The sequence below is a fragment of the Achromobacter agilis genome (assembly GCF_900496965.1).
In the GTDB taxonomy this organism is placed as follows: domain Bacteria; phylum Pseudomonadota; class Gammaproteobacteria; order Burkholderiales; family Burkholderiaceae_B; genus Achromobacter; species Achromobacter agilis.
This window is the reverse complement of record NZ_UFQB01000030.1, coordinates 49,661-70,105: the sequence shown is the minus strand read 5'-3', so window position 1 is coordinate 70,105 and position 20,445 is coordinate 49,661. Positions and strand designations below refer to the sequence as shown.

Below are 20,445 nucleotides of genomic sequence, written 5' to 3'. Positions count from 1 at the left end.
CCCACAAATGGAGCCATCGTAGCATTAAATAAGGTTTTTACCGCCCATCACGCTCTGCGAGGCTGAGATGAAGAATCAGGACCTGAATACCCGCCGTTCCCTGGCCACGCCCCGTGGCGTCGGCGTCATGTGCGACTTCTACGCGGTGCGCGCCGAAAACGCCACGCTGTGGGATGCCAACGGCAAGGAATACATCGATTTCGCGGGCGGCATCGCCGTCCTGAACACCGGCCACCTGCATCCGAAGATCAAGGCCGCCGTTGCCGCCCAGCTGGACAACTTCACGCACACGGCCTACCAGATCGTGCCGTACGAAGGCTATATCTCGCTGGCCGAGCGCATCAACCGCCTGGCGCCCATCGACGGCCTGAAGAAGAGCGCCTTCTTCACCACCGGCGTGGAAGCCGTCGAAAACGCCGTCAAGATCGCGCGTTCCGCCACCGGCCGCTCGGGCGTCATCGCCTTCTCCGGCTCCTTCCACGGCCGCACCATGCTGGGCATGGCGCTGACCGGCAAGGTCGCCCCGTACAAGCTGTCGTTCGGCCCGATGCCCGGTGACATCTACCACGTGCCGTTCCCCAACGCGACCCAGTCCATCACCGTGGCGGATTCGCTCAAGGCGCTGGACCTGCTGTTCAAGTGCGACATCGACCCCAAGCGGGTCGCGGCCATCATCATCGAGCCGGTGCAGGGCGAAGGCGGCTTCAACATCACCCCGCCCGAACTGATGACGGCGCTGCGCAAGGTCTGCGACGAGCACGGCATCCTGCTGATCGCCGACGAAGTGCAGACCGGCTTCGGCCGCACCGGCAAGCTGTTCGCCATGGAACACCATGCTGTCCAGGCTGACCTGATCACCATGGCCAAGAGCCTGGGCGGCGGCTTCCCGATCTCGGGCGTCGTCGGCCGCGCCGACGTCATGGACGCCCCGGCCGCGGGCGGCCTGGGCGGCACCTACGCCGGCAACCCGCTGGCCGTCGCCGCCGCACATGCCGTGCTCGACGTGATCGCCGAGGAAAAGCTGTGCGAACGCGCCAACCAACTGGGCGACAAGCTGCGCACGCACCTGGAAGGCCTGCGCGCCAAGGTCCCCGGCATCGCCGACGTGCGCGGACTGGGTTCGATGGTCGCCCTGGAACTGAACGATCCCGCCACCGGCAAGCCGGACGCGGAAGCGGTCAAGCGCGTGCAAGCGCACGCCATCGAAAAGGGCCTGATTTTGCTAAGCTGCGGTGTGTATGGCAACGTCCTGCGGTTCCTGTACCCCTTGACCATTCCCGACGCCCAGTTCGATCGCGCGCTGGCCATCCTGTCCGAGGCGCTGGCCGCCTGACGTTGAAGGCCTGAACATCCGATTCCCGGTCGGCAGGCACGACCATTGCGGGCGTAGCGGTTTTCCGGCTCGGCCATCGAGCCGGAAAACCCGCGGCGCCCGCAAGCGTTTCCTGGCCGGCCGCGTTCCATTCAAGGAGATCCCTGCAATGACTGCACTGACCCAATCCCTCGCGCGCCCCGATCTGCTGCGCGACGCCTGCTACATCGACGGCAAGTGGGTGGGCGCCGGCGACGGCCCCTCCATCCCCGTCGACAATCCCTCCACCGGCAAGACCATCGTGTCCGTGCCCAAGCTCGGCCGCAAGGAAGCCGAACAGGCCATCGCCAGCGCCGAAGCCGCGCTGCCCGCCTGGAGCGCCAAAACCGGCAAGGAGCGCGCCGCGATCCTGCTGAAGTGGGCGCAACTCATGATGCAGCACCAGCGCGACCTGGCCGCCATCATGACGTCCGAACAGGGCAAGCCCGTGACCGAAGCCGCCGGCGAAATCGCCTACGCGGCCTCGTTCCTGGAGTGGTTTGCCGAAGAAGCCAAGCGCATCGACGGCGACATCCTGCAAAGCCCCAAGGCCGGCCAGCGCCTGATGGCGCTCAAGCAGCCCATCGGCGTCACCGCCGCCATCACGCCGTGGAACTTCCCCGCCGCGATGATCACGCGCAAGGTCGGTCCCGCGCTGGCCGCCGGCTGCACCATGGTCGTCAAGCCCGCCCAGCAAACGCCGCTGACCGCGCTGGCGCTGGCCGTGCTGGCCGAAGAGGCCGGCGTGCCCGCCGGCGTGTTCCACGTCATCACCGGCAGCTCGCGTGAAATCGGCGCCGCGCTGTGCGAAAGCGACGTCGTGCGCAAGCTGAGCTTCACGGGTTCGACCGAAGTCGGCCGCACCCTGATGGAGCAATGCGCGCCCACCATCAAGAAGCTGTCCCTGGAACTGGGCGGCAACGCGCCCTTCATCGTGTTCGACGACGCCGACCTGGATCGCGCCGTGGATGGCATCCTGGCCTCGAAGTACCGCAACGCGGGCCAGACCTGCGTATGCGCCAACCGCATCTACGTGCAGGCCGGCGTCTATGAAGAGATCGCCAAGCGCCTGGTGGCCAAGGTCGAAGCCATGAAGGTCGGCGACGGCTTCGCCGACGGCGTCACGCAAGGCCCGCTGATCGACAGCAGCGCCGTGGAAAAGGTGCAGGAACACATTGCCGACGCCACCGCGCACGGCGCCCGCGTCATCGCCGGTGGCAAGCCGCATGCGCTGGGCGGCACGTTTTTCGAACCGACCGTGGTGCGCGACGTGACCCAGTCCATGCGCTTCGCGACCGAAGAAACCTTCGGCCCGGTGGCGCCGCTGTTCCGCTTCGAAACGGAAGAAGAAGTCATCGGCATGGCCAACGACACGATCTTCGGCCTGGCCGCCTACTTCTTCACCCGCGACTACGCCCGCATCTGGCGCGTGTCCGAAGCGCTGGAATACGGCATCGTCGGCATCAACACCGGCCTCATCTCCAACGAAGTCGGCCCGTTCGGCGGCGTCAAGCAATCCGGCCTGGGCCGCGAAGGCTCGAAGTACGGCATCGAAGAGTACCTGGAGATCAAGTACCTCTGCGTGGACCTGGGGGCCTGATTTCCCTGAGGGGTCTGACACGGGGAGATCGCTCGCCGGTGTCAGACACCCGGGAAGATTCGCGTCAACCTTGGGCGTGTGTCCCGTAAGGGTGTCAGACACTGGAAGGCCGTCTCTCGCCGGTGTCAGACACCCGGGAAGATTCGCGTCAGCCTGGGCGTGTGTCCCGTAAGGGTGTCAGACACTGGAAGGCCGTCGCTCGCCGGTGTCAGACACCCGGGAAGATTCGCGTCAACCTGGGCGTGTGTGCCGTAAGGGTGTCAGACACTGGAAGGCCGTCTCTCGCGGGGGGCTGCTCACCGGTGTCTGACACCCCTATGAGACGCGCTTGCGCACCCGCGCTGGCCTGCACGGGTGTCTGACACCAGGCCGCTACGCACGTCTGCTACCCAGGCCGCTACGCGCCCCACACCAGGCCATTACACGCCTTCACCCCCCCGCATGGTAGATTTGCCCGTTCCCCAGTTGAACAGGCCCAGCCCGAATGAGCAGAACCTTTACCCGCGAGGACACCCGCCGGCTTGCGGCCATCCTGGCCGAAACGGCGCAAACGGAAGTCATGCCGCGCTTTCGCAACCTGCCGGAAGGCGCGGTGCGCGGCAAGAGTTCCCCGCGGGACCTCGTAACCGACGCGGACGAAGCCGCCGAACGCCTCATCGCCACGCGCCTGTCCAGGCTGCATCCGGGCGCCGTGCTGATCGGCGAAGAAGCCTCGGCCCGCAATCCCGCCTTGCTCAATATGCTGGTCGACGCCGATCTGGCTTTCCTGATCGACCCCATCGACGGCACCCGCAACTATGTGGCAGGCCTGCCGCTCTTCGGCATGATGATCGCCGCCTGCCATCGGGGCGACGTGATCGCCGGCGTGATCTACGATCCGCTCAATCGCGACAGCGCGCTGGCCGTGCGCGGCGAAGGCGCCTGGATGGAACTCGAAAACGGCCGCCAGGCCCCGCTGGCCGTGGCCAGCCCCGTTCCGCCCGAGAGCATGGACGGCTTCATCGCCACGGGCGCCCTGCCCGAGCCGCTGCGCACCGCCGTCAACAGCAACCTCTCGCGCCTGGGCAGCACCGCCTCCCTGCGCTGCGCCGCGCATGAATACCGCACCCTGGCCGCAGGCCACTGCCACATCGCGTTCTACAACCAGCTGACCGCCTGGGATCACGCGGCCGGCTGGCTGCTGCACCGGGAAGCCGGCGGCTACTCGGCGCACTTCGACGGATCGCCCTATAAACCGACCCATCGCACCGGTGGACTGCTGTATGCGCCGGACGCCGGCAGCTGGCACGCGGCGCGCAAGGCGCTAATGGGGGACGCGGCAGAGGCCGCCGAGACTTGACAGACCGCCCCCGTTTCAGGTCGAAAAATCGGGGTTATCCCTAGGAATTATCCACAGTTCCTGTGGACAACCCTTTGGAAAGGTCTGTAACAGCGTAAAAAAAACCTTGCGGGGCAAGTACTTGCTTAAACCGGTCAAAAACCGGCCGCCGGGAAACCCGGTTACAGCGCGTCCAGCGCCACCGCGCAGGGAAGTTCCACTTTCAGGGTGAGCAGGCTGTCGGCGCGGGTCCGGCCCAGGTTGATCGCCGCGATGGGCATGCCGTTGCGCGAGGCGGCGGTCACGAAGCGGTAGCCGGAATACACCATCAGGGACGACCCCACCACCAGCACCGCGTCGGCGCCCATGAGGCCGGCGTTGGCGCGGTCCACGCGTTCGCGCGGCACCGTCTCGCCGAAGAACACCACGTCCGGTTTCACGATGCCGCCGCAGCGCGGACAGGGCGGCACGCGGAACTGCGCGAAATCCTCGCCGTCCAGGTCCGCATCGCCGTCGGGCGCATCGGTGGCGTCCAGCAGCGTCCAGTCCGGATTGCCGTCCTGCAGCGCCTCCTGCCAGCCGTGGCGGCCGCCGCGCCAATCGCAGGCCATGCAGCGCACCTGATCCAACCGGCCATGCAGGTCGACGACCTCGCGGCTGCCGGCGGCCTCGTGCAGGCCATCGACGTTCTGCGTCACCAGGACCGAGACATGGCCGCGGGACTCAAGCCGGACCAGCGAGCGATGCGAGGCATTGGGCTGCACCCGGCCGAAGCGGCGCCAGCCGACCATGCTGCGCGCCCAGTAGCGCGCGCGGGCCAGGTCGCCGCTCATGAAGGTCTGCAGCGTCATGGGCGGCTTGCGCTTCCATTCGCCTTCGGTATCACGGTAGTCAGGGATGCCCGAGTCGGTGCTGACGCCAGCGCCCGTCAGCACGAACAGCCGCGGGTGGCGGTCGACGAAGCCGCGCAGCGCGGCCAGATCCGAGACTCGTGTATCCATCCTGACTCCAATATGCCGCGGCCCCGGTGGAACGGGGCCGCGCTTGCGGAAAAAACGGCGTTCAACCGCCCAGGCCGCAGTCGGGCATGTCGCTGACCAGGCTGGCCTGGGTCACGTTGCTGCCTGGCGGCACGCTGCGCGTGAGCCAGACGTTGCCGCCGATGGTCGAGCCCTTGCCGATCGTGACGCGGCCGAGGATCGTCGCGCCAGCGTAGATCACCACATCGTCTTCGATCAAGGGGTGGCGCGCCAGGCCCTTCTTGAGTTCGCCGTTCTCGCCCGGCGGGAAGCGCTTGGCGCCCAGCGTGACCATTTGATAGAGACGGACGCGGTCGCCGATGATGGCGGTCTCGCCGATCACCACGCCCGTGCCGTGGTCGATGAAGAAGCTGCTGCCGATGGTGGCGCCGGGGTGTATGTCGATACCCGTGTCGGCGTGGGCGATTTCGGCCACCATGCGCGCCAGCATCGGCACGTCCAGGCGGTACAGGACGTTGGCCAGGCGGTGGTGGATCATCGCCGACACGCCCGGATAGCACAGCAGGACTTCATCGACGCTATGCGCGGCCGGGTCGCCCTGGTAGGCGGCGGTCACGTCCAGGTCCAGCGCGGCGCGCACACGCGGCAGCTCGGCGCCGAACTGGCGCACGATTTCGATGGCGCGCTCGCGCGTGCCCGGGGTAGCGGCCTGTTCGGGCCGGCCCACGTACTGGAGTTCAAGACAGACCTGGTGCAAAAGCGCGTCGAGCGCCGCGCCGATCGTGTGGCCGACGTAGAAATCCTCGACCTCCTCGCGCAGATCGATCGGGCCCAGGCGCATCGGGAACAAGGCGCCGCAGAGGTCCTTGATGATCTGGCGCAGGCTTTCCTGGGACGGGAATTCGCGTAGGCCGGCATCTTCGCGCAGGCGGCCGCGCGGGCCGCGCCAGGCGACGCGCGCCTCGCGCAGGCCGGACACGATGCTGTCCAGGTTCCAGTGGGCCGGCGGAATATGGGTGGGCCCGCTCATCGCCGGAGCTCCGGTCGGGAGCCGGCCGCGCCGGCATGCAGGTTGAAGTCGAACATGGGAGGTGCCTCGCTGACGGTATAGCGTCCGGCGGGCCTGCCGCCGGACAATGCTGCTTCGCAATATTCCCGTCAACTGTAACCGCTCGCGCCCGTTTCACGGAATCCCTCCGACACGGCGGAGGGGTTTATGTCCCGGCGTCGGACTCGTAACCCTGGGGGTTGCCCTGCTGCCAGCGCCAGCCGTCCGCGCACATGGCGTCCACGTCGTGCGTGCTGCGCCAGCCCAGCAGCGAAGCCGCCAGGGCCGGGTCGGCCCACATCCGCTCGATGTCGCCCGGACGCCGGGGCTGCGCCTGCAGCGGGATCCGGCAGCCGTTGACGCGCTCGAAGGCGCGCACCAGTTCGAGCACACTGGTGCCCTGCCCCGTTCCCAGGTTGACCGCCACGAAGCCCGGGTGCCCCCCGGAATACGACAGCGCCTGCACATGGCCCTGCGCCAGGTCCATGACGTGCAGATAGTCGCGCACACCCGTGCCGTCGGCCGTGTCGTAGTCGTCGCCGAACACGCGCAGGAAAGGCTGGCGGCCCACCGCCACCTGCGTGATGAAGGGGAACAGATTGTTCGGCGTATCGCGCGGGCTTTCGCCGATCTGCCCGCTCTGGTGCGCCCCGATAGGATTGAAGTAGCGCAGCGTGACGGCGCTGAAGGCCGGATCGGCCGCGCACACGTCGCGCAGCATTTCCTCCACCATCAGCTTGGTGCGGCCGTAGGGATTGGTCGGCGCCAGCGGATGCGCCTCGGTGAAAGGCAGGTAGCGCGGCTCGCCATAGACGGTGGCGGAGGAACTGAACACCAGGCGCGCAACGCCCGTCTCGCGCATCGCTCGCAGCAGGGCCATCGAGCTTCCGACATTGTTGTCGTAGTACTTGAGCGGATCCGCCACCGATTCACCCACCGCCTTGCTGCCCGCCAGATGCAGGACCGCCGCCACCGGCGCGCCGCGGGCCGCCGAGGCGGCCAGCACCGACTCCACCAGGCCCGGCGCGCGGAGATCCCCCTCGATCAGCGGGATCTCCGCGCCGCACAGACGTTCCACCCGGCGCACGGCCTCGCGGCTGCCGTTGCTGAAGTCGTCCAGCACCAGCGGCCGCTGGCCGGCCGCCAGCATCGCCACCAGCGTATGCGTGCCGATGTAGCCGGCGCCGCCCGTCACCAACACATGCAGATCCGGCATGGGCAGGCCTCCCCGGTCACAGGTGCGCGGCCACGCCGGGCACCCAGGCATGGCGCGGACGCGGCGCCTGCGCGTGGCTGCGGTAGCGGTCGATCCAATAGGAGGTGGAGGCGTCGTGCCCCCAATCCACCAGGCCGGCAGACACCGGCACCGCCAGCTCGCGCTCGATGCCCGTGGCCAGGCGCTTGCCCAATTCCACACCCCACTGGTCGAAGGGATTGATCCCCCACACCACGCTCTGCACGAACACCTTGTGCTCGTACAGCGCCAGCAGCGCGCCCAGCCCTCGCGGATCCAGCTGGCGCAGCACAATCAGGGTGGACGGCCGCCCGCCCGGGTGCACCATGTGCTGCGCCAGGCTCAGTGCGCGCTCCTGGTCGTCGATGTGCGCCACGTCCAGCAGCGCCTGCTCCAGGCACTTGCCGCGCAACAGGGCCTGCCGCTGCGCCAGGCAGTTGGCCAGCAGCATGCGATGCGCATCGGGGCTGTCGCCGTGGCCCTGCAGGCTGGCGATGAAATCCACCGGCGCGCCGTCTTCGCTCTGGTGCAGCCACTGGAAGAAGGTGTGCTGGCCGTCCGTGCCCGGCATGCCCCAGATGATGGGCGCGGTCGGCACGCCGACGGCGGCCCCGTCGCCCGCGACCCGCTTGCCCAGCGATTCCATCTCCAGCTGCTGCAGGTAGGTGACGAGGTGCAGCAGGCGCGCGCTGTAGGCGGCGATGTTCAGCGAGTTGTGCCCCAGCACGCTGCAATTGACCAGCCCCGACAGCGCCAGCTGCACCGGCGCGTTCGACGCGAACGGCGCCTGCTGGAAATGCTGGTCCATGGCTTCGGCGCCCGCCCGCATGCCGATCAGCACGTCCGCGCCCACCGTCAGCGCGATGGACAGGCCCGCGACCGACCAGACGGAATAGCGTCCGCCCACCCAATCGCACATTTTGAATATCTGGCTGGACGGCACGCCCAGCGCGCGCGCGGCCGACACATTGGCGGTGACGGCGGCCAGGTGCTCCGACACGTCGGCCACGCCGCCCTGCTTGAGCCAGGCAATGGCGGCGCGCGCGTTGTGCAGGGTCTCGGCCGTGGTGAAGGACTTGGACGACACCACCACCAGGCAGCGCCGCGGATCCAGCCCGGCCACGGCATCATGGAAGGCGTGCCCGTCGATGTTGGACACGAAACGGATCTGCCGCCGCTGCGACTGCCCGCCAAACGCCTGGATCGCCAGGCGCGGCCCCCAATCGCTGCCGCCGATGCCGATATGCAGCACCGTCGAGAAATCGGCGGTCTGGTCCACCTTGCGGACGAAGTCCGTCATGCGCGAATACTCGCACACGGAATCCGCGTCCTGGCCGTCGGGCTGCTCGCGCGTGCGCCCGGCGCGCAGCGCCGTGTGCCAGGCCGGCTTGCCTTCGGTCCAGTTGACCGGCTCGCCCGCGAACAGCGCGCGGCGGGCATCCGCCAGCCCGCGCGCCTGCAGCAGCGCCAACGCCGCGGCGTCCAGCGCCGGGGACTGCCGCTGCATGGTCAGGTCCACGCACAAACCCGCCGCCTCGATGACTTTCAGCGCGCCGGCTTCCAGCTCGGCGGTTTGCGCGGCCTGCGCAAACGCCAGCCATTCCGGGCTGTCCGCCAGTCCGGAATTCGCCCTCAACGCTTCAATCGCATATTTGGCCTTTCCCATCGCGTGATGCTCCTTAAAACGGTAAACGAACATGAGGGGCAATGCGCCGGAACGCGTTGCGGAAGTCCTCCTCGATACGGGCCAGCGCGGCCACGGTGTCCCCTTCGAAACGCAATACCACCGTCGGCGTGGTATTGGACGGACGCGCAAGGCCGAAGCCGTCGGCATAGTCCACCCGCACGCCATCCAGATTGCTGATGGAGACCGCGCCGGGGAATTCCCCCTGCGCGCGCAATGCCTCCACCAGGTCGAACTGCTCGCCTTCGGCGGTTCCCAGCTTGATTTCAGGCGTGGCGCAGGATTGCGGGAGGCTCTCCAGCAGCGCGGACGGATCCGGCGCCGCCGACAGAATCTCCAACAGCCGTGCGGCGGCGTAGATGCCGTCGTCGAAGCCGTACCAGCGCTCTTTGAAGAAAATGTGGCCGCTCATTTCGCCGGCCAGCAACGCGCCGGTTTCGCGCATCCTGGCCTTGATCAGCGAATGCCCGGTCCTGCACATCGTGGGCCGGCCGCCGGCCTCGGTGACCGCGCGCGCCACGTGGCGGCTGCACTTGACGTCGTAGAGGATCTCGCCGCCCGGATTGCGCGACAGCACATCGCGCGCGAACAGGATCAACTGGCGATCGGGCCAGATGATCTGGCCCGACTTCGTCACCACGCCGAGCCGGTCGCCGTCGCCATCGAACGCCAGGCCGACCTCGCAGTCGGAATAGCGCAGGCAATAGATCAGGTCCTGCAGGTTCTGCGGATCGGCGGGATCGGGGTGATGGCTGGGAAAGGTACCGTCGACCTCGCAGAACAGCTCGGTCACTTCGCAGCCCAGCGCGCGGAACAGCGACGGCGCCACCGCGCCCGCCACGCCGTTGCCGCAATCGATGGCGATCTTCATGGGGCGCGCCATGCGGATGTCGCCCATCAGGCGGGCCGCGTAGCACGGCAGGATCTGCATCTGCGTGCGGCCGCCCGCCACGGCGGCCGACTCGATCGGCTGGCGCATCGCGTCGCGCAGCGCCGTGATGCCGTCGCCATACAGCGAGGCGCCGTCCAGCACGATCTTGAAGCCGTTGTGCGCGGGCGGATTGTGGCTCCCCGTGACCGCTATCCCCGAACCCGTGTCCATCAGGCGGGTGGCGAAATACACCATGGGCGTCGTCGCCATGCCGATATCGATGACGTGCATGCCCGCCGAGCGCAGACCTGCCTGCAGCGCGGCCGCCAGTTCCACGCTGCTCAGGCGGCCATCCCGCCCCACCACCATCGACCGCGCCCCCAGTTCGCGCGCCCGGGTCCCCGCCGCCATGCCCAGGCTGTGCGCGAACCGCGCGTCGATCTCGTCCGGCACCGTGCCGCGTATGTCATAAGCCTTGAAAACCGCATCCAGAATTTGCGGGGTATCCCAGCCAAATGTTCCGTGCATGCCATTTTCTCCGGGTGGCGTTTACTTAGGGCCGTTCTGTTTGAAATCGCCGTAATACGCCGCACGGGAGTAGCGGTAACTGCCGTACTTGGACCGGAAGCCGAAGCGTTCCGGCAGGAGCTTGAGACCGTTGAACAGCACCCCGTCCACGGGCGAGCCCGCCTGGATCAGCCGCTTGGCCGTTTCGCGGATTTCGCCGACCGTGTTCATGCCGGAACGCACCACCACCATGACAGCCGCCGCATGCGTGCCGACCACGGCCGCGTCCGGAGACGACAGCACGGGCGCCGTATCCAGGATCACCATGTCGTACTGCGACGCCAGCTCGCGCAGGGTCTCGCCGAACACGGGCGACGCCAGCAGCTCGGAAGGATCGAATGTGACCGCGCCGGTGGCGATGAAGTCCACGCCCTCGGACACGCTGTGCTTCCTGACGCGGCTGAGCGGGATCGTGCCCGACAGCACCTCGAACAGGCCGTCTTCCTTGGGCACGCCGAAGTAGCGGTTCAACTGCCCCTTGCGGAAGTCCGCGTCGATCAGCAGCACGCGCTTGCCCACGCCGCCCTGGATGAAGGCGAAGTTGGCAGACAGGAAGGATTTCCCGACGCCCGCCACCGGCCCCGTGAACATGACCATGTTGTTGGCCGACTGGCGCAGCGACGCCTGCAGCACGTTGCGGAAGGAACGCAGGCTTTCGATGGGCGGCGCATTGCCCTGGCTCTGCGCGAGCAGCGCGGGCACGCTCGCGTTCTTGCGCCGGCTCCTGCGCCACAGCTTGTCCTGCATATCGCTATAGGGAATGGCGGCCAACACCGGCAGGCCGGTATGGCGCTCCACGTCGTCCGGCTCGGACAGGCCGCCGAACAGGGCGTTGCGCACGAAGGCGCACAGCATGCCGAAGATCAGGCCGAAGGCCGTGGCCACGCCGATGATGATGGCGGCCTTGGGGCGCACGGGCTTGTCGGGTTGCACCGCGGCGTCCAGGATGCGCACGTTGCCTACCTTGCCGGCGCGGATCAGGCGCAGCTGCTGGGCATTGTTGAGCAAGGCCGTGTAGAGGTCGGTGTTGACGCGCACGTCGCGGACCAGGCGCACCACGTCCTGCTCCAGGTCGGGCAGCTGGCGGATGTTGTTGCCGATGCGGTTCACGTCTCCGGTCAGCGCCGAGATCTGCCGGTCGATGGCCACGATGCTCGGATGGGTCGGCGCGAAGCGCGTGATCATTTCCTGCCGCTTCGAGCGCAGTTCCATCACCTTGGTCTGCGCGTCAACCGATTGCGCCAGGATCAGCTTGGCTTCTTCGCTCAGGTCGATCGTGCCGCGCTTGTTGCGCAGCGAGTTGTACTTGGTCTCGGCCGCGTCGAGCTCGCCCTTGAGGATCGGCAGCTGCTGCTCGAGGAACACCAGCGATTTCTCGGCCTGCGCCGACTTGCGGTTGACGTTCTGCTGCACGTACTCCTGGCCGATCTGGTTCAGCACCGCGGTGGTCAGCGCGGGATCGTTGCCTTCCAGCGTTACGCCGATCACGCCCGACGTGCGGCCGCGTTCGAAGATGCCCAGGCGCGATTGCACGTCCTCTATGGCCGCCAGGCGCGAGCTGCGCGACACCGTGAACTCGGTGCCCGGCCGCCCCGTCAGCGCATCGATGTGCACGTCCATGGCGCCGCCGCCCGGCAGCAGGAAGTGCTCGGGCTTGCCAACCGTGCCGTTGAAGGTCGCGCCGGTCAACTTGTCGCTCAGGCTGTATCGCCCGTCTCCCAGCGTGGTCACGCGAAACGGTTTTCCCAGCCACTCGTTAGGCACGTCCAGCTGCGAGATCGCGATGGCCTCTCCGCCCCACGCATAGCCGCCGCGCGGCAGGCTGGACGGATACGGCAGGCTTTCATAGCGTTGCGCGAGCCATTCGCCCACCACCGGGAAATAGCGCGGCTTGGCGTGGATGTACAAGAGGAACTTGTCGACGGCCGGGCCCACGACCATGCGCGACCGCAGCACTTCCATTTCACCCGAGGTCTCTGCCTTGGTGTCGAACATGGTCGAGACGTCGCCGAGCAGGCTGCGGCTCTGGCCCTGCGGCATTTCCTCCTCCACCTGCACGATGATGTCGGCGGAAAATACCTTGGGTGTGACCATCACGTACGCAAGCGCTCCCACGAAGGCGAGCAGCGTGATCGCGATGATCATCCACCGGTTGGAGAAGATGGCGTCCACGTGCGACGACAACGGAGTTTCCTGCTGGCGAGCCGGCACGGACGGCTCGAACGATTCGATAGGCAACGACATGCAGCTCTCCAAGAGAAGACGCCGCTGCGGTCGCGGCGTCCCCAAAGGCGTGGGTTAAGAACTAGTCAATGGCTTTCACGGTCTGTACCGTTTGCGCGCTCGGGAAGAGGTTGCTGATGAAGCGGTTCCACCGCACCAGGCCGGCCGAATCCACGAACACGACGTCTTTGGGTTGCAACTCAAACTTCTCCGCCACCGCGAGGGCCTGCGGCGAACCGGCGTTCAGATGGAACACCAGCGGCGTCGCCTGCTCTGTGCTGCGAACGACAAATATCTGCGACGGGTTGGAGGTGAGCTGGTTCGGTCCTCCCGCCAAGCCCAGCGCCTCGGTCAACGACATGCGCCCGTCACGCATCACTGCCGCGGTAGGCAAGGTGACCTCGCCCATCACGAATACCTTGCTGTCGTCGCGCGGCGTCACTCTCACGATGTCGCCCGACCTCAGCAGCACTTGGTTCAAGTCCTGGCCACGTTCGATCAACGCCGGCAGATTCACGCGAGTACGGCGCCCCTCGCGAATCACGTACACTGCGCTGCGGTCGCCCGTCGGCAGAATGCCTCCGGCCCTGTTGATCGCTTCCAACAGGGTCATCGGGATATCGTTGATCGCAACCGTGCCCGGCGTCGTCACTTCGCCGTCGACGTAAACGCGCTTGCTGCGATATCCCAGAACGCGTACGGTGATCTGCGGGTCCTGGATGTACTTGCTTGACCTACTCACTATGAGATTGCGCGCCTGGAGTTCCGTCAACCCCGCCACTTTCAGCAGTCCGGCATAGGGAAATTGGATATATCCAGTGGATGAGACCGTATAGCCCGGAATGCCCGAAGCGGTATCTCCAATGGCTAGTTCGGTTACCCCAGAACCAATGGCGTAGGTTTGCGTCGGAAGAACGAGCTCGGGGTGGTCCCACACCACGACCGACAGGATGTCTCCTGGCCCGATGAGGTACGGCCCCGATTTGGCGTAGAGGCGATCGACACCTTCGTTGTCGAGCAGCGCCTCGCGGGCGCGCTGATCATCGAGAACCAGGCTGGGCGTGATCTCCTTGATCACCGCTTTCGAATTGGGGTCCAGCGGGTCTGCGAGCTGATTGGCGTCAAAGGTCATGCCGGGGGACAAGGCGCAAGCGCCCAGCGAGGACACGAGCGCAATTGCGGCTATGGCTCGGCTCAACGTTCCGAAAAAAGTAGTCATGGCAAATCCACTTGTGAATGACTTCGTTGCTTGGAAAGGAGCCCGATGCGTAACGGGTTGCGACATTCCACTCTCTTTTCCAGACCCCGCACATTCGACGGATGCCCTAAGCCTTCTCCTACATCGTTTGGAGGTTTCGGGTGGGCTTGGCACTCAATAAGATTTTGTCGGTAGCCACACGTTTTGCGGCAATGCACGGCTTTTGCTTCCGCGCGCCGCACGGTGACTTCCCACGAACAGGAGTGCGCGATGGAACCGTCCCAAACGGACACGTCGGCAAGATTCAGCGGGGCAAGCTATCTCTATCGCTTGCTCGACGCCGCGATCGTCATCACCTGCGGCCTGACTGCCACCGGCTTGAAATTCTCGGACGATGCTCTGGCGGACCCTCCGCAAATCCATCTGTTCCTTGTCTATCTGTGCGGCCTCGGGGTCGTCGCCATCTTCCCGGCCTTCCGGCTGTATGTATCGTGGCGCGGCCGGCGCCTGGCCGATCTGGTGGGACGCAGCCTGGCGGCATGGGCGCTGGTCTTCGCGCTGGGCATCTGCATCAGTTTTCTCATGCACCAGACCGCGGCGATATCCCGCATATGGGCGGCTACGTGGTTCGTCATGGCGGCGCTGACGCTGGCCGGCGTACGCATTGCGGTCTACGCGGCCCTGGGCGCGGCGCGCGACCGCGGGCTGGACCGCAAGCGCGCGCTGCTGGTGGGCTTCGGCGCGCTGGGGCATGACCTGTGGCGTCGCGTCGAGCGCTACCGGGGAACGGGCTACGAAGTGGCAGGCATCTATGCCGAGCCGCACGAGAACCTGCCGCCGCAGGTGCGCCGGCTGCACGATCTGGACGGCCTGCACGCCTTCGTGAACGAGAACAACGTCCGCGAAATCTGGATCGTGCTTCCGATGGAGGCGGGCCAGGAGCTGCGCGAAGTCCTGTATCACCTGCGCAATGACCTGGTGGATATCCGCTGGATACCGGACGTGATGTCCATCCAGCTGCTCGGCCACCAGATCGGGGAATTCCTCGGCCTGCCCGCGATCCAGCTGAACAGCCTGCCGGCCGCCGGCGTGCGCGGCCTGGCCAAGGAAGTCTTTGACCGCAGCTTCGCCTTCTGCGCGCTGATCGGGCTTTCCCCCTTGATGCTGACGGTCGCGCTGCTGGTCAAGGCCACCTCGCGCGGCCCCGTCTTCTTTACCCAGCCGCGCCTGGGCGTGGACGGCAAGGTATTCCACGTCTACAAATTCCGCACCATGACCGTGCACCAGGAACAGGGCGTGGTGACGCAGGCCACGCGCAACGATTCCCGCATCACGCGGATCGGCGGTTTCCTGCGGCGCACCAGCCTGGACGAACTGCCGCAGTTCCTCAACGTGCTGATGGGCGACATGTCGGTGGTGGGCCCACGGCCGCACGCGCTCGAGCACAACGAACTGTACAAGGACCTGGTGCAGCGCTACATGATGCGCCACCGCGTCAAGCCGGGCATTACCGGCTGGGCCCAGGTCAATGGCCTGCGCGGCCAGACGGACACCCTGCGCAAGATGAGCGACCGGGTCGAGCACGACATCTACTACATCCAGAACTGGACGTTCCGGATGGACCTGCTGATCATCGCCCGCACGGCGATATCCGGATGGACAGGCCGCAATGTCTACTGAACCGCTGGGATGGCCCGAGCGCCGGGAACCGGCCGCGCGCGGAAACGGCGTGCTGGCCGGCTCCGACTTCCGGCAGGCGGTGGAAATGCTGCCCCTGGTCTCCATCGACCTGCTGCTGCGCGACGCCGCCGGCCGCTACCTGACCGGCCTGCGCACGAATCCACCCGCCCAGGGCGCCTGGTTCGTGCCGGGCGGACGCATCCGCAAGAACGAAACGCTGCGCGACGCGCTGCGCCGCATCGCATGCGACGAGCTCGGCCTGCGCGTCCCCGAAAAGGCCTGGAAGCCGCGGGGCGTGTACGAACACTTCTATGGCACCAATTTCGCGGGTGAAGCCGGACGCTCCACCCATTACGTCGTCCTCGCCTATGAGGCGGAAGTTCCGTTGGACATCTCCAGCCTGCCCCAGGCCCAGCACCGCAGCTACCGCTGGCAGCCCGCGGAGGCGATCGCCGCCGATCCCGGCGTGCACCCCTACACCCAGGCCTACTTCAAGGAGTGAGCGCCATGACCAATCCCCCTCCCCCGTACCGGGCTGTCATCCTTTGCGGCGGCTCCGGCTCGCGCCTGTGGCCGCTGTCGCGGGAACTGCTGCCGAAGCAGTTCATCCGTTTGACCGATGACCGCAGCCTGCTGCAGAACACGCTGCTGCGCCTGGGTTCGGCGGGCGCCGAGGCCAGGCCCACGCTGGTGTGCAACGACGCCCACCGCTATATCGCGGCCGAGCAGGCGCTTGAGCTGGGCATCAAGGACGCGGAGGTGATCCTGGAGCCATTCGCCCGCAACACGGCCCCGGCGATAGCCGCCGCGACCCTGCGCGCCATGCGGGACGGCGAGGACCCCATCATGCTCATCATGCCATCGGACCACGTGCTGGAGGACGGCGAGGTCCTGCGCGCCGCCTTCGCCGAGGCCTACCAGGCCGCGCTGCAGGGCGCGCTGGTGACTTTCGGCATCAAGCCGACCGCCCCGCTCAGCGGCTACGGCTACATACAGGCGGACGAGCCTGGCGCCATGGAGCCCGCGCGCCGCGTGCGCCGCTTCGTCGAAAAGCCCTCGCCGGAGGTGGCGCAGCGCTTCATCGACGACGGCGGCTATTACTGGAACAGCGGCATGTTCGCCTTCCAGGCCTCCGTCTTCCTTTCCGAAATGGCCCGGCTGGCCCCCAAGATCCTGGAACAGGTGCAGGCGTCCGTGGCCATCGGGCACGGCGAAAACGCGCTCTTCCACCTGGACGGCCCTTCCTTCGAGGCCTGCCCCAGCGATTCGATGGACTACGCCATCATGGAACGCACCGACAGCGCCGTGGTGATCCCGCTGGCGGCATCCTGGAGCGACGTCGGCGCCTGGGACGCGGTCTGGGGCATCGCTCAAAAGACGGTGGAGGGCAACTCCACCACCGGCGATGTCATGGTGGAGGACTCGCGCAACTGCCTCATCCATTCGACCAGCAGGCTGGTCGCTTCGGTGGGGCTGGACGACATCGTGGTGATCGAAACGGCCGACGCCGTTCTGGTGGCCCACAAGTCCCGTTCGCAGGACGTCAAGCGCCTCGTCGAGATTTTCAAGACGCAGCACCGCTCCGAGCTCAACCACCACCGCGAGGTGCAGCGGCCCTGGGGATCCTACGACTCGGTCGGCCAGGGCCCCCGCTACCAGGTCAAGCGCATCACGGTGAAGCCCGGCGCGCGCCTGTCCTCCCAGATGCACCACCACCGGGCGGAGCACTGGATCGTGGTGTCGGGGACGGCTCGCATCTACAACGGCGACAAACAGTACCTGCTGACCGAGAACCAGTCGACCTACATTCCGCTGGGTGAAATCCACAGCCTGGAGAACCCGGGGAAGATCCCGCTGGAGATCATCGAGGTGCAATCGGGTGCGTACCTTGGGGAGGACGACATCGTTCGATTCCAGGATATGTATGGCCGAGTATGAAGAGCCCCCACGCCGCACGCGCTCCGCGCGCTTGCTGCCCCCCGAGGGGGCGCATTCCGCCTTGGGGCGGCCCGGCGACGGAACGGTGCCCCCACGCCGCACGCGCTCCGCGCGCTTGCTGCCCCCCGAGGGGGCGCTTTCCGCCTTGGGGCGGCCCGGCGGCGGAACGGTGCCCCCACGCCGCACGCGCTCCGCGCGCTTGCTGCCCCCCGAGGGGGCGCATTCCGCCTTGGGGCGGCCCGGCGGCGGAACGGTGCCCCCACGCCGGCCTGACAGGGAACCTTTCTGGCGCCCCGGCATGGCGCGGGTGTGCCTGCCGGCGGCGGGGCTGTTCTTCCTGGTGCTGGTCACGGTGGGCAACCTGCCCGGCCTGGCGTCGGAGATGTCCGACGCTTTCGGGGACAAGCGCCTGCACCTGGCGGCATATGCCTTCCTGACGGGGCTGATCTATGCCTCGGTCAACCGGCGCCCGGGGCTGGTGGCGCTGCTAGCCGTCTCGGCGCTGGGCGCGTTGGACGAATCAATCCAATACCTTTTTCCCTATCGACAGGCTGATTTCTTAGACCTTTTGGCCGATATCTCCGCGGCTGGTGCAACAGTAATCTCATTGCACATTGGTACCGCAGCCTTCGGCTCCTTTCGTGCAGTTACTAAGTCTTAAGGATACAACCATGCCAAAACGGGCACTGATTACCGGCGTTACCGGCCAAGACGGGTCCTACCTGGCGGAGTTTCTGCTTGCCAAGGGCTATGAAGTCCATGGCATCAAGCGGCGCGCTTCGCTGTTCAATACGGCCCGCATCGACCACCTGTACCAGGATCCCCATGATCAGCCCCGCAATTTCGTGCTGCATCACGGCGACATGACCGACTCCTGCAGCCTGATCCGCATCGTGCAATCGGTACAGCCCGACGAGATCTACAACCTGGCCGCGCAAAGCCACGTCGGCGTCTCGTTCGAGGAGCCCGAGTACACGGCCAATGCCGACGGCCTGGGCACGCTGCGCCTGCTGGAAGCCATCCGCATCCTGAAGCTGGAAAACAAGACCCGCTTCTACCAGGCGTCCACGTCCGAGCTCTACGGCCTGGTACAGGAAATTCCGCAGAAGGAAACCACGCCGTTCTATCCGCGCAGCCCGTACGCGGCCGCCAAGCTGTATGCCTACTGGATCAGCGTGAACTACCGCGAAGCGTATGGCATGTACGCCTGCAACGGCATTCTTTTCAACCACGAATCGCCCAAGCGCGGCGAAACCTTCGTGACCCGCAAGATCACTCGCGGCCTGGCGCGCATCGTGCTGGGGCTGCAGGAATGCCTGTACCTGGGCAACCTGTCGGCGCTGCGCGATTGGGGCCACGCCCGGGATTACGTCGAAATGCAGTGGCTGATGCTGCAGCAGGACACGCCCGAGGACTATGTCATCGCGACCGGCATGCAGTACAGCGTGCGCGAATTCATCAATACCGCGGCGCGCGAGCTGGGCATCCTGCTTGCCTGGGAAGGCGAAGGCCTGGAAGAAACGGCGACCGTGCTGTTCTCGCCGGTGCACGACGTGAAACCCGGCCAGGTGATCGTGCGCGTGGACCCGCGCTACTTCCGGCCCACCGAAGTGGAGACCCTGCTGGGCGATCCGACCAAAGCGCGCGAGAAGCTCGGCTGGTCGCCGCGCATTTCCTTCGCCGAACTGGTCAAGGAAATGATCGAAAGCGATCTGCGGGACGCGCGGCGCGATGCGCTGGTCGAGCAGAACGGCTACGAAATCTACGCCTACAAGGAGTAGTCGGCCATGACGAACCTGGAGCAACGCGTCTTTGTCGCCGGCCATCGCGGCATGGTGGGCGCCGCGATCACCCGCGAACTGCATCGCCGCGGCTATGGCAACGTGGTGACCCGCAGCCGCGAGGAGCTGGACCTGGAGAACCAGAACCAGGTGCATCGCTTCTTCTCGACCACGCCGGTCGACGTGGTGTACCTGGCCGCGGCCAAGGTGGGCGGCATCCTGGCCAACCAGACGCATCCGGTGGAGTTCCTCTACAAGAACCTCATGATCCAGTGCAACGTCATCCGCGCCGCTTACGCGGCGGGGGTGCGCAAGCTGCTGTTCCTGGGTTCGTCATGCATCTACCCCCGGGAAGCCCCCCAGCCGATCCACGAAGACGCGCTGCTGACGGGGCCGCTGGAATCCACCAACGAACCCTATGCCATCGCCAAGATCGCGGGCCTCAAGCTTTGCGAGGCGTACCAGCGCCAGTATGGGGCGCGCTTCATCTGCGCCATGCCGACTAATCTTTACGGCCAGCACGACAACTATGACCTGCACAGCAGCCACGTGCTGCCCGCCCTCATCCGCAAGTTCCACGAAGGACGCGAATCGGGCCTGGACAGCGTAACCATCTGGGGCACCGGAGCGCCGCTGCGCGAGTTCCTGTACGTGGACGACCTGGCCCAGGCCTGCGTCATGCTGATGGAGCATCCCGAGGCCGAAGGTATCTACAACATCGGCGCCGGCCAGGACATCTCGATTGCCGACCTGGCCAAGCTGGTCGCGCGCGTCGTCGGCTACACCGGCAACATCGTCTACGACACCAGCAAGCCGGACGGCACGCCGCGCAAGCTGATGGACTCGGCCCGGGTGCAGGCGCTGGGCTGGAAGCCGGAGATCTCGCTGACGCACGGCATCACGCTGGCCTACGGACATTTCCTGCGCGAGCGCACCCAGCATGCGCTGCCCGTAGCCTGATGGCTACGTCTA

Annotated in this window: 16 protein-coding genes; 9 read left to right on the top strand and 7 right to left on the bottom strand. The window is 66.5% G+C overall.

What is annotated here, in order from left to right; translation table 11 throughout:
- The first annotated feature begins 67 nt into the window (after positions 1-67).
- The 3 genes from AGI3411_RS26345 (at position 68) to AGI3411_RS26335 (ending at position 4,290) form a co-directional block, all read left to right on the top strand.
- On the top strand, positions 68-1,333 hold the full coding sequence (locus tag AGI3411_RS26345) for a 4-aminobutyrate--2-oxoglutarate transaminase (protein ID WP_129530270.1): 1,266 nt from the start codon (positions 68-70) through the stop codon (positions 1,331-1,333).
- A gap of 148 nt (positions 1,334-1,481) precedes the next feature.
- Positions 1,482-2,951: an NAD-dependent succinate-semialdehyde dehydrogenase gene (locus tag AGI3411_RS26340; protein ID WP_129530269.1), complete on the top strand. Its 1,470-nt coding sequence runs from the start codon at positions 1,482-1,484 to the stop codon at positions 2,949-2,951.
- Positions 2,952-3,435: 484 nt separating this feature from the next.
- Positions 3,436-4,290, top strand: a complete 855-nt coding sequence (locus AGI3411_RS26335) for an inositol monophosphatase family protein (protein WP_129530268.1) — start codon at positions 3,436-3,438, stop codon at positions 4,288-4,290.
- Positions 4,291-4,451: 161 nt separating this feature from the next.
- Here the strand turns inward: AGI3411_RS26335 and AGI3411_RS26330 are convergent, their stop codons facing one another.
- From AGI3411_RS26330 to AGI3411_RS26300, 7 genes are all read right to left on the bottom strand, one after another.
- Positions 4,452-5,270, bottom strand: coding sequence for an NAD-dependent protein deacetylase (locus AGI3411_RS26330; RefSeq protein ID WP_129530267.1), 819 nt, complete (start codon positions 5,268-5,270; stop codon positions 4,452-4,454).
- A gap of 61 nt (positions 5,271-5,331) precedes the next feature.
- Positions 5,332-6,279 (bottom strand): serine O-acetyltransferase EpsC, encoded by a 948-nt coding sequence (gene epsC, locus AGI3411_RS26325; protein WP_129530266.1) that lies wholly within the window; start codon positions 6,277-6,279, stop codon positions 5,332-5,334.
- Positions 6,280-6,463: 184 nt separating this feature from the next.
- A complete protein-coding gene (gene galE, locus AGI3411_RS26320; protein ID WP_129530265.1) occupies positions 6,464-7,513 on the bottom strand; it encodes a UDP-glucose 4-epimerase GalE in 1,050 nt (349 codons plus the stop codon).
- A 16-nt stretch (positions 7,514-7,529) separates the two neighbouring features.
- Positions 7,530-9,197 carry a glucose-6-phosphate isomerase gene (gene pgi, locus AGI3411_RS26315; protein WP_129530264.1) on the bottom strand — a complete coding sequence of 556 codons (1,668 nt, stop codon included), beginning with the start codon at positions 9,195-9,197 and terminating at the stop codon, positions 7,530-7,532.
- A 13-nt stretch (positions 9,198-9,210) separates the two neighbouring features.
- Positions 9,211-10,614, bottom strand: a complete 1,404-nt coding sequence (locus AGI3411_RS26310) for a phosphomannomutase/phosphoglucomutase (RefSeq protein ID WP_129530263.1) — start codon at positions 10,612-10,614, stop codon at positions 9,211-9,213.
- Between the two features lie 21 nt (positions 10,615-10,635).
- Positions 10,636-12,897, bottom strand: coding sequence for a GNVR domain-containing protein (locus AGI3411_RS26305; protein ID WP_129530262.1), 2,262 nt, complete (start codon positions 12,895-12,897; stop codon positions 10,636-10,638).
- Positions 12,898-12,958: 61 nt separating this feature from the next.
- Positions 12,959-14,095: a polysaccharide biosynthesis/export family protein gene (locus tag AGI3411_RS26300; protein WP_129530261.1), complete on the bottom strand. Its 1,137-nt coding sequence runs from the start codon at positions 14,093-14,095 to the stop codon at positions 12,959-12,961.
- A 249-nt stretch (positions 14,096-14,344) separates the two neighbouring features.
- Here AGI3411_RS26300 and AGI3411_RS26295 point away from each other — a divergent pair, with 249 nt between their 5' ends.
- The 6 genes from AGI3411_RS26295 to AGI3411_RS26270 all read left to right on the top strand — a co-directional run bounded on the left by AGI3411_RS26295 (position 14,345) and on the right by AGI3411_RS26270 (position 20,433).
- Positions 14,345-15,754 carry an undecaprenyl-phosphate glucose phosphotransferase gene (locus tag AGI3411_RS26295; RefSeq protein ID WP_129530260.1) on the top strand — a complete coding sequence of 470 codons (1,410 nt, stop codon included), beginning with the start codon at positions 14,345-14,347 and terminating at the stop codon, positions 15,752-15,754.
- A complete protein-coding gene (locus AGI3411_RS26290) occupies positions 15,744-16,256 on the top strand; it encodes a GDP-mannose mannosyl hydrolase (RefSeq protein WP_129530259.1) in 513 nt (170 codons plus the stop codon). Before AGI3411_RS26295 ends, AGI3411_RS26290 begins: the two co-directional genes overlap by 11 nt.
- Before the next feature lie 5 nt (positions 16,257-16,261).
- Positions 16,262-17,692 carry a mannose-1-phosphate guanylyltransferase/mannose-6-phosphate isomerase gene (locus tag AGI3411_RS26285; protein WP_129530258.1) on the top strand — a complete coding sequence of 477 codons (1,431 nt, stop codon included), beginning with the start codon at positions 16,262-16,264 and terminating at the stop codon, positions 17,690-17,692.
- Between the two features lie 298 nt (positions 17,693-17,990).
- Positions 17,991-18,353, top strand: coding sequence for a VanZ family protein (locus AGI3411_RS26280; RefSeq protein WP_129530274.1), 363 nt, complete (start codon positions 17,991-17,993; stop codon positions 18,351-18,353).
- A gap of 10 nt (positions 18,354-18,363) precedes the next feature.
- The gene (gmd, locus tag AGI3411_RS26275) at positions 18,364-19,473 is read left to right on the top strand and encodes a GDP-mannose 4,6-dehydratase (RefSeq protein WP_062684102.1); all 1,110 of its coding nucleotides are present in this window, start codon (positions 18,364-18,366) and stop codon (positions 19,471-19,473) included.
- A 6-nt stretch (positions 19,474-19,479) separates the two neighbouring features.
- Positions 19,480-20,433 carry a GDP-L-fucose synthase family protein gene (locus AGI3411_RS26270; RefSeq protein WP_129530257.1) on the top strand — a complete coding sequence of 318 codons (954 nt, stop codon included), beginning with the start codon at positions 19,480-19,482 and terminating at the stop codon, positions 20,431-20,433.
- The last annotated feature ends 12 nt before the right edge of the window (positions 20,434-20,445 follow it).

What these genes read in the sequence shown, in the direction of transcription:
- AGI3411_RS26295 (WP_129530260.1), top strand. Translation starts at nt 14,345, where the DNA reads ATGGAACCGTCCCAAACGGACACGTCGGCAAGATTCAGCGGGGCAAGC.
- pgi (WP_129530264.1), bottom strand. Translation starts at nt 9,197, where the DNA reads ATGGGAAAGGCCAAATATGCGATTGAAGCGTTGAGGGCGAATTCCGGA.
- AGI3411_RS26340 (WP_129530269.1), top strand. Translation starts at nt 1,482, where the DNA reads ATGACTGCACTGACCCAATCCCTCGCGCGCCCCGATCTGCTGCGCGAC.
- AGI3411_RS26330 (WP_129530267.1), bottom strand. Translation starts at nt 5,270, where the DNA reads ATGGATACACGAGTCTCGGATCTGGCCGCGCTGCGCGGCTTCGTCGAC.
- AGI3411_RS26305 (WP_129530262.1), bottom strand. Translation starts at nt 12,897, where the DNA reads ATGTCGTTGCCTATCGAATCGTTCGAGCCGTCCGTGCCGGCTCGCCAG.
- gmd (WP_062684102.1), top strand. Translation starts at nt 18,364, where the DNA reads ATGCCAAAACGGGCACTGATTACCGGCGTTACCGGCCAAGACGGGTCC.
- AGI3411_RS26300 (WP_129530261.1), bottom strand. Translation starts at nt 14,095, where the DNA reads ATGACTACTTTTTTCGGAACGTTGAGCCGAGCCATAGCCGCAATTGCG.
- AGI3411_RS26270 (WP_129530257.1), top strand. Translation starts at nt 19,480, where the DNA reads ATGACGAACCTGGAGCAACGCGTCTTTGTCGCCGGCCATCGCGGCATG.
- AGI3411_RS26335 (WP_129530268.1), top strand. Translation starts at nt 3,436, where the DNA reads ATGAGCAGAACCTTTACCCGCGAGGACACCCGCCGGCTTGCGGCCATC.
- galE (WP_129530265.1), bottom strand. Translation starts at nt 7,513, where the DNA reads ATGCCGGATCTGCATGTGTTGGTGACGGGCGGCGCCGGCTACATCGGC.
- AGI3411_RS26310 (WP_129530263.1), bottom strand. Translation starts at nt 10,614, where the DNA reads ATGCACGGAACATTTGGCTGGGATACCCCGCAAATTCTGGATGCGGTT.
- AGI3411_RS26290 (WP_129530259.1), top strand. Translation starts at nt 15,744, where the DNA reads ATGTCTACTGAACCGCTGGGATGGCCCGAGCGCCGGGAACCGGCCGCG.
- AGI3411_RS26285 (WP_129530258.1), top strand. Translation starts at nt 16,262, where the DNA reads ATGACCAATCCCCCTCCCCCGTACCGGGCTGTCATCCTTTGCGGCGGC.
- epsC (WP_129530266.1), bottom strand. Translation starts at nt 6,279, where the DNA reads ATGAGCGGGCCCACCCATATTCCGCCGGCCCACTGGAACCTGGACAGC.
- AGI3411_RS26345 (WP_129530270.1), top strand. Translation starts at nt 68, where the DNA reads ATGAAGAATCAGGACCTGAATACCCGCCGTTCCCTGGCCACGCCCCGT.
- AGI3411_RS26280 (WP_129530274.1), top strand. Translation starts at nt 17,991, where the DNA reads ATGGCGCGGGTGTGCCTGCCGGCGGCGGGGCTGTTCTTCCTGGTGCTG.